The 9,558-nt window shown below is 70.2% G+C and carries 8 protein-coding genes; 6 read left to right on the top strand and 2 right to left on the bottom strand.

Annotated elements, in window-relative coordinates:
* Both AC1D01_RS10645 and speD read right to left on the bottom strand, forming a co-directional pair.
* On the bottom strand, positions 1–329 hold a 329-nt coding region (locus AC1D01_RS10645; protein ID WP_477866005.1), incomplete at its 3' end, for a nucleotidyltransferase family protein.
* An 8-nt stretch (positions 330–337) separates the two neighbouring features.
* Positions 338–700, bottom strand: coding sequence for an adenosylmethionine decarboxylase (gene speD, locus AC1D01_RS10640; protein WP_477866004.1), 363 nt, complete (start codon positions 698–700; stop codon positions 338–340).
* Between the two features lie 91 nt (positions 701–791).
* Here speD and tkt point away from each other — a divergent pair, with 91 nt between their 5' ends.
* From tkt to AC1D01_RS10610, 6 genes are all read left to right on the top strand, one after another.
* Positions 792–2,849: a transketolase gene (gene tkt, locus AC1D01_RS10635; protein WP_477866003.1), complete on the top strand. Its 2,058-nt coding sequence runs from the start codon at positions 792–794 to the stop codon at positions 2,847–2,849.
* On the top strand, positions 2,849–3,850 hold the full coding sequence (locus AC1D01_RS10630) for an energy transducer TonB (RefSeq protein WP_477866002.1): 1,002 nt from the start codon (positions 2,849–2,851) through the stop codon (positions 3,848–3,850). The genes tkt and AC1D01_RS10630 overlap by 1 nt, the downstream gene beginning before the upstream one ends.
* Before the next feature lie 63 nt (positions 3,851–3,913).
* The gene (gene gap / locus AC1D01_RS10625; RefSeq protein ID WP_477866001.1) at positions 3,914–4,912 is read left to right on the top strand and encodes a type I glyceraldehyde-3-phosphate dehydrogenase; all 999 of its coding nucleotides are present in this window, start codon (positions 3,914–3,916) and stop codon (positions 4,910–4,912) included.
* A gap of 45 nt (positions 4,913–4,957) precedes the next feature.
* Positions 4,958–5,569: a P-loop NTPase family protein gene (locus AC1D01_RS10620; RefSeq protein ID WP_477866000.1), complete on the top strand. Its 612-nt coding sequence runs from the start codon at positions 4,958–4,960 to the stop codon at positions 5,567–5,569.
* Positions 5,570–5,722: 153 nt separating this feature from the next.
* Positions 5,723–7,693 carry a S8 family peptidase gene (locus tag AC1D01_RS10615; protein WP_477865999.1) on the top strand — a complete coding sequence of 657 codons (1,971 nt, stop codon included), beginning with the start codon at positions 5,723–5,725 and terminating at the stop codon, positions 7,691–7,693.
* Between the two features lie 65 nt (positions 7,694–7,758).
* Entirely contained in the window at positions 7,759–9,531 is a 1,773-nt protein-coding gene (locus AC1D01_RS10610) for a S8 family peptidase (RefSeq protein WP_477865998.1), read from the top strand.
* The last annotated feature ends 27 nt before the right edge of the window (positions 9,532–9,558 follow it).

Below are 9,558 nucleotides of genomic sequence, written 5' to 3'. Positions count from 1 at the left end.
ACCCAGAAGCACTCGTCCGGGCCATCGACCAGCAGCGGCAGCGCCTTCGCGATGCCGCCGGCCGTCTCGAGCGCGCCACCGTGGTCGCGGCCCTCCATCGAGTAGCGGATGCGCAGGCCCCAGCGGCTGCCGTCGCCGAGCGCGCCCGGGATCAGATCCTCCAGCCACGCGGTATTGATCACCACGTCGCGCACGCCATCGCGCGCCAGCGCTTCCAGGTGCCATTCGATCAGCGGCTTGCCGTGCACCGGCAACAGGGGTTTCGGCGTCGCATCGGTCAGCGGCCGCATGCGTTCGCCGCGGCCGGCGGCCAGGATGATGGCTTTCATTCCGCGTTTCATTCGGTACCCCGCAGCAGCGATTGGCGCTCGATCCGGGCTGGCTCGAACACGCCGAGCAGCGCATCGAGCAGCGCCTGCGCCTTGGCCGAGTTGTCGGCGCCGAGGTTGCAGACGTAGACGTCCAGCGTCACCGCCGCCAGTTCGGGCCAGGTGTGCACCGCGAGGTGCGATTCGGCCAGCAGCACGACGCCGGTGACCCCGCCCGGCGCCGGGAAGCGATGGAACAGTTCGCCGACCGGCTGCAGCGCCGCGGCCGCGACGGCCGCGAGGCAGCGCCGCCGCAACGCGTCGGGCTCGGTCATCGCGGGGTTGCCGGGGGCGCAGCCGCGCAGGTCGGCGGTGAGGTGCAGGCCTTGCATCGGCGGGATTATCGGCGGCGCCWAAAATGCGCCGCTTCCGCCCCCGCGCCCTCACGCGACCTTCCCGAACCCAACCCAGGAGCCGCCCGGCATGACTGCCCCCGCCCACGACACCACCTTGATGGCGAACGCCATCCGCGCCTTGGCGATGGACGCCGTCCAGCAGGCCAATTCCGGCCACCCGGGCGCCCCGATGGGCATGGCCGACATGGCGGTCGCACTGTGGGGCCGCCACCTGCGCCACAACCCGGCCAACCCGCACTGGGCCAACCGCGACCGCTTCGTGCYGAGCAACGGCCACGCGTCGATGATCCTGTACGCGCTGCTGCACCTGACCGGCTACGACCTGCCGATGAGCGAGCTGCGCAACTTCCGCCAGCTGCACAGCAAGACCCCCGGCCACCCCGAAGTGGGCTACACGCCGGGCGTCGAGACCACCACCGGCCCGCTCGGCCAGGGCGTCACCAACGCGGTCGGCATGGCGCTGGCCGAGAAGCTGCTCGCGAAGGAATTCAACCGCGACGGCCACGCCATCGTCGACCACCACACCTACGTGTTCCTCGGCGACGGCTGCCTGATGGAAGGCATCAGCCACGAGGCCGCCGCGCTGGCCGGCGCCTGGCGCCTGAACAAGCTGATCGCGCTGTACGACGACAACGGCATCTCGATCGACGGCAAGGTCGCACCGTGGTTCATCGACGACACCCCGAAGCGCTTCGAGGCCTACGGCTGGAACGTGATCGCCGCGGTCGACGGCCAGGACGTGAGCGCGGTCGATGCCGCGATCAAGGCGGCCAAGCAGGCGGACAAGCCGACGCTGATCTGCTGCAAGACCACCATCGGCAAGGGCTCGCCGAACCGCGGCGGCACCGCGAAGGCGCACGGCGAGGCGCTGGGCGCCGACGAGATCAAGCTGACCCGCGAAGCCCTCGGCTGGAGCTACGAGCCGTTCGTGATCCCCGAGCAGGCCTACGAGCAGTGGGACAGCCGCCCGGCCGGCCTCGCTGACGAGACGGCGTGGGTCGACGCCTTCGAGGCCTACTCGAAGGCCTACCCGGAACTGGCGGTCGAGTTCATCCGCCGCATGGACCACGAGCTGCCGAAGAACTTCGCGCAGACGCTGCTCGACGCCGCGGTCGCCGCGAACGCGAAGGCCGAGAACGTGGCCAGCCGCAAGGCCAGCCAGATCGCGCTGGAGTCGTTCACGAAGGCCTTGCCCGAACTGCTCGGCGGCAGCGCCGACCTGACCGGCTCGAACCTGACCAACACCAGCAGCACGCCGCCGCTGCGCATGGAAGCCGACGGCTCGCCGAACGGCGGGCGCCACATCAACTACGGCGTGCGCGAGTTCGGCATGGCCGCGATCATGAACGGCATCGCGCTGCATGGCGGCTTCATCCCGTACGGCGGCACCTTCCTGACCTTCAGCGACTACAGCCGCAATGCGATCCGCATGGCCGCGCTGATGAAGATCCGCGTGATCCACGTGTTCACGCACGACAGCATCGGCCTCGGCGAGGACGGCCCGACCCACCAGTCGGTCGAGCATGCCGCGGCGCTGCGCCTGATCCCGGGGCTGGATGTCTGGCGCCCGGCCGACACCGCCGAAACCGCGGTGGCGTGGGGCGCCGCGATCGGCAACCCGGGCCGCCCGAGCGCGCTGCTGCTGTCGCGCCAGAACCTGCCGTATGCGCCGAAGGCCGAGTTCGGGGCCGGCCAGCCGCAGGCCGCGGTCGACACCATCGCCAAGGGCGGCTACGTGCTGGCCGAGCCGGGCGAGGTGGGCCTGAAGAAGAAGGCGCAGGCGGTGATCATCGCCACCGGCTCCGAGGTGCAGCTCGCGCTGCATGCGCAGCAGCTGCTCGCGAAGCCCGAGAACGGCGCGATCGCGGTGCGCGTGGTCAGCATGCCCAGCACCTCGGTGTTCGACCGCCAGAGCRCCGCCTACAAGACCAGCGTGCTGCCGCAGGGCCTGCCGCGCATCGCGGTCGAGATGGGCGTGAGCGACGGCTGGTGGAAGTACGGCTGCGCCGCGGTGGTCGGCATCGACACCTACGGCGAGTCGGCACCGGCGCCGGTGCTGTTCAAGCACTTCCACTTCACGCCGGAGAACGTGGCCGACACCGTGCGTGTCGTGCTCGGCCGCTGATGAAGCGGGCGCTGGCCGGGCTGCTGCTCGGCCTGTCGGCGGCATGGGCGGCGCAGGCCGCCCCGGCCCTGCCCGAGCCGGGGCTCACGCTGCTGGAGCCGGCGGAGTTCGCGTGCCTGACGCCCGCCGCAGCGGATCGCAAGCCGATCGAATATCCGGAAGCGGCACGGCGTGCCCGGCTGTCGGGCGTGGTGCGGGTCAGGCTGGTGTTCCAGCACCCGCAGAAGGCGCCGCGGGTCAGCTTCATCACCTACGCCGACGTTGGCGAATTCAACGACCTGGTCGAAGACTACGTCTCGGCCTACCGGCTGCCGTGCCTGCGGGAAGACGCGGACCCGGTGACGGCCACCCAGGAGTTCGCGTTCAGGCCGGACGACGGGCAACCGGTGGCGTGGCGCCACTTGCGCGGGGAAGACGTCGACCTCGAGTCCGAGGCCTGCCGGCCGCGCTACCCCGCGAAGCCGCTGGAGTTTCCGCGCGAGGCGATGGATCGGGGTGCCGTGTTCGCTGTGCTGCTGGTCAAGATGACCTTCCACGGGCCGACCCGGCCGCCGGAGGTGGAGGTGGTCCACAAGGTGGGCGCGCCCCCTTTCGAGAGGGCCGTCACCCGTTGGGCCTCGCAGGTGAGGCTGCCGTGCCTGCGGGAGGACCAGGCCCTCAGCACCTTGCGGGTAGTCTCGTTCGAGCTCGACAGCCCGGGCCAGATCGTCCTCAAGGACCTCAGCCTGCAGCAGCTCGTGCCGGCCATCGACAAGCTCGACGAGCAGCACGTCCACTTCGACTTCAATGCGATGGGATGCCCGTTCGACGTTCGCCTGCGCCTGTTCCAGCCGATCCTGAAAAACTCGGTCGGCGAAATCGGGGTCGCCGATCCACGCCGCGACGCCTTCCTCGACTGGCTGAGCGGCATCTCGCTGAAGCTGCCGCCCCAGGCCTTCAGCCACGTGCTGGGCTCGACGATGACGGTGTCGGTGCCTTGTACCCAGCTTGATCTCCGCTGAATCCCCCGAGCGGCGACAATGGCACCCACGATTTTCCGCAAGCGCTAACTGGAGAGACATCTCATGACCATCAAGATCGGCATCAACGGCTTCGGCCGCATCGGGCGCATGGTGTTCCGCGCGGCCATCCAGAACTTCAAGGACATCGAGGTCGTCGCGATCAACGACCTGCTCGAGCCTGACTACCTCGCCTACATGCTGCAGTACGACTCGGTGGCCGGCCGCTTCGACGGCACGGTGGCGGTCGACGGCAACACGCTGATCGTCAATGGCAAGAAGATCCGCCTGAGCGCCGTGAAGGACCCGGCCGAGCTGAAGTGGGGCGAGGTCGGCGCCGACATCATCGTCGAGGGCACCGGCATCTTCCTGACCAAGGACACCGCCGCCAAGCACATCGCCGCCGGCGGCAAGAAGGTCGTGATGACCGGCCCGTCGAAGGACGACACGCCGATGTTCGTGTTCGGCGTCAACGACAAGACCTACAAGGGCGAGGACATCATCTCCAACGCCTCGTGCACGACCAACTGCCTGGCGCCGCTGGCCAAGGTGCTGAACGACAAGTGGGGCATCAAGCGCGGCCTGATGACCACCGTGCACGCCACCACCGCGACGCAGAAGACCGTCGACGGCCCGAGCAACAAGGACTGGCGCGGCGGCCGCGGCATCCTCGAGAACATCATCCCGTCGTCGACCGGCGCGGCCAAGGCCGTCGGCATCGTGATCCCCGAGCTGAACAAGAAGATCACCGGCATGTCCTTCCGCGTGCCGACCTCGGTCGTTTCGGTGGTCGACCTGACCGTCGAGCTGAACAAGGAAGCGACGTACAAGGAGATCTGCGCCGAGTTCAAGGCGCAGTCCGAAGGCGCGCTGAAGGGCATCCTCGGCTACACCGAGGACAAGGTCGTCGCGACCGACTTCCGCGGCGACCCGCGCACCTCGATCTTCGACGCCGACGCCGGCATCGCGCTCGACAGCACCTTCGTGAAGCTGGTGTCGTGGTACGACAACGAATGGGGCTACTCGAACAAGGTGCTCGAGATGGTTCGCGTGGTCGCGAAGTAAGCGCAGGTGCACTCGCGCCTCTTCGCGCTGGCCCTGGCGTGCAGCGTGGCCGCGGGCTCGGCGGCGGCAGCTCAGGCCGCTGACGAGTCCGGATGGTGCCCGCCCACCGGCCCGACCATCGGGCACGAGGTGGAGGCCGACAACAGCCTGCTGCTGCGTCCCGGCTGGGTGACGCTGCAGATGCATGTGCGGCCGGGCGCGGTGCCGGTCACCGACGTGCGCGTCGTCAGCGAGGCCGGCGGCCCGGGTCATGCCCGGCTCTGGCTGCCTCTCGTGCGGCAATGGACCGGCTGTGCGGCCAACCAGCGCGAGACGCTGTTCCGGATGCGGCTGAACTTCGGCGTCAAGGGTGCCTACCAGTTGCCCGAGAAGGAAGGCTTCGGCCTCTACGCCTTCAAGACACCGGCTGCGCCGCCGAAACTGGCACCGAACGACTGGGGCACCGGCATCTGCCCGATCCGGGCAACCCTCGTCTTCAGGCAGCCCGCGGCGCCCAACGTCATCACGGCCGTCGAAGGCGCGGGCGGCGAACCGGTCGCGGACTGGTTGCGTACGCTCGTGCCGGACCGCGACTACATGGTGCCGGGCGACGAGGGCAACCGCGTCGAGTTCGATTGCAAGGTCGACAAGGGACAGATCGTCTTTTACGAACGCTGACCCGTGGCCCCGGGGCCGCGATCCGTTGGATATTCACGGCACTTGAAACGCAGTTGTCTCCATGCGTGTCAACCGATGTCCGGTTCACCCCTGGACACAAGGCGGCTGCCTACACTGGCCGCTCCGGGCTGCGCGCCCCTCCCAGGTTGTCCCATGAAGCGACTCATCGTCTCCTGCATCGCCTCGCTGCTGGCCGCGTCACTCGCACCGGCGGCATCGGCGGCCGAGCGTGCACCTGCCGTGCACAAGATTCCCGCCGAGATGCAGGCACGGGTGATCGTCAAGTTCAAGGCGGACTCGAGCGCGATGCGGGCGCTGTCGGTGGCGAGCGGCGGCAGCAGCAGCGCGCAGGCGGCACCGCAGCAGGCGCAGGCGCTGTCGCAGCGGGTCGGCCTCGCGCTCAGCGACGGCCAGGCGCTGTCGGCCCGCAGCCAGCTCGTGAAGGCGAGCGGCCTCAGCTCGGCGGACCTCGCGGCACGCCTGTCGGCCTTGTCCGATGTCGAATACGCCGTGCCGGACGGCCGCCGCCGCGCCTTCGCGGCACCGAACGATCCGCTGTATGCCGGCGGCGCGAGCGTGTCGCCGACCGTCGGCCAGTGGTACCTGCGCGCATCGAGCGGCAGCGTGGTCTCGGCGATCAATGCCGAGACGGCCTGGGCGCTCACGACCGGCAGCAGCAGCGTCGTCGTCGCGGTGCTGGACACCGGCATCCGCACTGACCACCCGGAGCTCGCCAGCAAGCTGCTGCCGGGCTACGACTTCATCAGCGATGCCGCCACCGCGAACGATGGCGGCGGCCGCGACAGCGACCCGAGCGACCCCGGCGACTGGATCACCTCGGCCGAGGACGCGAGCGGCGACTTTGCCGGTTGCGGCGCCGAGGACAGCAGCTGGCACGGCACGCAGACGGCCGGCCTGGTCGGTGCGTCGACCAACAACGGCGTCGGCATGGCCAGCATCGGCCGTGACGTGAAGCTGCTGCCGGTGCGCGTGCTCGGCAAGTGCGGCGGTTCTGACAGCGACATCATCGCAGCGATGCGCTGGGCCGCCGGCTTCACGGTGCCCGGCGTCACCACCAACCCGAACCCGGCCAAGGTGCTGAGCCTGAGCCTCGGCGGCGAGGGCAGCTGCTCGCTGGCCTACAAGGACGCGATCACCGAGCTGACCACCGCCGGCGTCGTCGTCGTCGCGGCCGCCGGCAACGATGGCCTCGCGGTCAACGTGCCGGCCAACTGCCCGGGCGTCGTCGGCGTGGCCGGCGTGCGCCACACCGGCACCAAGGTCGGCTACTCCAGCCTCGGGCCAGAGGTTGCGATCGCCGCGCCGGCGGGCAACTGTGTCAACACCACCGGCGCCTGCCTGTACCCGATCCTGACGACCACCAACACCGGCACCACCGGCCCGGGCACCAGCACCTATTCCGACGGCAGCAACACCTCGCTCGGCACCAGCTTCTCGACACCGCTGGTGGCCGGCACGCTGGGCCTGATGTTCTCGGCCGATCCGGCACTGACGCCGGCGCAGGCGATCAGCGCGCTGAAGAGCACGGCGCGCGCGTTCCCCACCACCGGCGCCGGAACCGGCGTCGCGGCCTGCCATGCGCCGAACGCGACCGCGCAGTCCGGCGAGTGCTACTGCACGACGGCCACCTGCGGTGCCGGCCTGCTGGACGCCGGCGCGGCGGTGGCGGCCGTGGCCCAGGCGGTGGCGCGCATCGATGCCGGCTCCGGCAGCGTCGCCGCCGGTTCGACGATCACGTTGAGCGGCAGCGGCTCGTCGGCGCCGGCCGGCCACGCCATCACCGGCTACCAGTGGACGCTCACCGCCGGCAGCAACATCGCGAGCTTCACCAGTGCCACCAATGCCGCGACCGCGACGGTCGCGACGACGGCGGCCGGCAGTTTCACCGTGAGCCTGACCGTCACCGACGACGCCGCGCACCAGGCGACCAGCACCGCCTCGGTCACCGTGACGGCTGCCTCGACGCCGACCACGCCGACGACCCCGAGCGCCTCCGCCCCCAGCGGCGACAGCGGCGGCGGCGCCCTCGGCTGGCCGTGGCTGGCCGGGCTGCTCGCAGCGGTGCTGGCGCTGCAGCAGCCGTGGCGCACGCGTCGCCGCTGAAGACCCTTGCACACAACTTGAGGCCCCGCATTGGGGCATGATCTCCGCTCGACGGAGACATCCCCATGCGCCACTTCCTGACCTTCTCCAGCACCCTCGTGGTGCTCGGGACCCTGGCCGCCGGCCATGCCGCTGCGGCAACGCCCCTGCCGGACCGCTTCCTGCCGGCCACCTCGCCGGCGCCCCGCGCGCTCGGTCTGCTGGTGAAGCTGAAGGACGCGCCGTCGCACGAACAGGCCGCGGCGCTCGGCACCACGAAGGCGGGCACCGAGCGGCTGCAGGGCGTGATGCGCGCCTCCGGCCTCGCGCCGCTGAAGATCTCGCCGAACGGGCGCGCGGCGCAGCGGGTCGATTTCGACCACGTGCTGTCGGCCGGTGAAGCCGCGACGATGGCCGCCCAGGTGCGGGCCCAGCCGGAGGTCGAGTGGGTCGTCACCAACGACCTGGAGCGCCGGCTGGCGCTGCCGAACGATCCGCGCTTCCCGAAAACCGTCAGCTCCACCGGGCAGTGGTGGTTGCAGCCGGTCAGCGGGTCGAACGCGAACGTAGCGAGCGACCGGATGCGCGGCGTGCCGGGTGTGCAGCTCGCCTGGGACACGACGCAAGGCAATGCCGCGGTCACGATCGCGATCCTCGATTCGGGCGTCACCACGCACCCGGACCTGTCGGCGGCGCGCTACTGGCCGGGCCGCGATTTCGTCTCGGAGATCGAGTACGCGAACGATGGCGACGGCTGGGACACCGATCCGAGCGACCCTGGAGATTGGGTCACGCAAGCCGATCTGAGCAATGCAGCGTTTGCCGGCTGCGGCGTCGAAGACAGCTCGTGGCATGGCACCACGACGGCCGGCATCGCGGCCGCATCCAGCAATGACGGCACCGGCGTGGCCGGCGTCAACTGGACCAGCCGGGTGCTGCCGGTGCGCATCTCCGGCAAGTGCGGTGCGACGGTCGGCGACATCGTCGACGGCATGCGCTGGGCGGCAGGGCTGCAGGTGAGCGGCGCGCCGCTCAACCCGCACCCCGCGCGCGTGATCAACCTGAGCTTCGGCGGCAGCAACGACTGCAATGCCGCCTACCAGAGCGCGATCAACGACCTGGCCACGGTGAACGCCGTCGTCGTCGCCCCCGCCGGCAACGAGAGCGGCAAGGTGACGCGCCCGGCCAACTGCAGCGGCGTGGTCGGCGTCGCCGCGGTGAACCGCGACGGCTTCAAGGCCAGCTACTCGAACCTTGGTCCCAGCATCCAGATCGCCACGGTCGGTGGCGACACCTCGCAGATCGGCGCGTGGGGCAACACGATCAACGACGACGGCCTGCTGACGATCAGCAACGGCGGATTCAGCACCCCCGGCACGCCGATCTACGCCAACGAGTTCGGCACCAGCTTCGCGACGCCGCTGGTGTCYGGCGTGCTGAGCCTGATGGTCAGCGTGAATCCGAACCTGACGACTGCGCAGATGATCGACGGGCTCAAGCGCAGCGCGCGGCCACACGTCACGTCGCCGGTGATCGGCGCGTGTTCGAACTCGAACCCGGGCCGCTGCCTCTGCACCACGAGCACCTGCGGTGCCGGGCTGATGGATGCGGCGCAGGCCCTGGCGTACGCGGCGAACCCGACCGGCTACACCGCGCCGAACTGGCCATCGGTCGTGATCGACACCCCGGCGCTGCGCGCCGCCGCGGCCCAGGGCCAGGACCTGCCGTCGAACGGGCTGGGCAACGATCCGCCGATCAACCCGCCGGGCGACGATGGCGGCGGCGCACTCGGCTTCGGCTGGCTGTTCGGGCTGCTGGCGGCGGTGGCCGCGCTGCGGCGCAAACACCATTCGGCCTGAGTCAAGAATCCGTTCGGGCTGAGCCTG

Source organism: Rhizobacter sp. P3_B12 (assembly GCF_056402895.1).
This window is presented reverse-complemented; position numbering and strand designations above follow the sequence as displayed.

Excerpts from the sequence above, each read along its gene's own strand:
- speD (WP_477866004.1), bottom strand. The coding sequence starts at position 700 with ATGCAAGGCCTGCACCTCACCGCCGACCTGCGCGGCTGCGCCCCCGGC.
- AC1D01_RS10630 (WP_477866002.1), top strand. The coding sequence starts at position 2,849 with ATGAAGCGGGCGCTGGCCGGGCTGCTGCTCGGCCTGTCGGCGGCATGG.
- gap (WP_477866001.1), top strand. The coding sequence starts at position 3,914 with ATGACCATCAAGATCGGCATCAACGGCTTCGGCCGCATCGGGCGCATG.
- AC1D01_RS10615 (WP_477865999.1), top strand. The coding sequence starts at position 5,723 with ATGAAGCGACTCATCGTCTCCTGCATCGCCTCGCTGCTGGCCGCGTCA.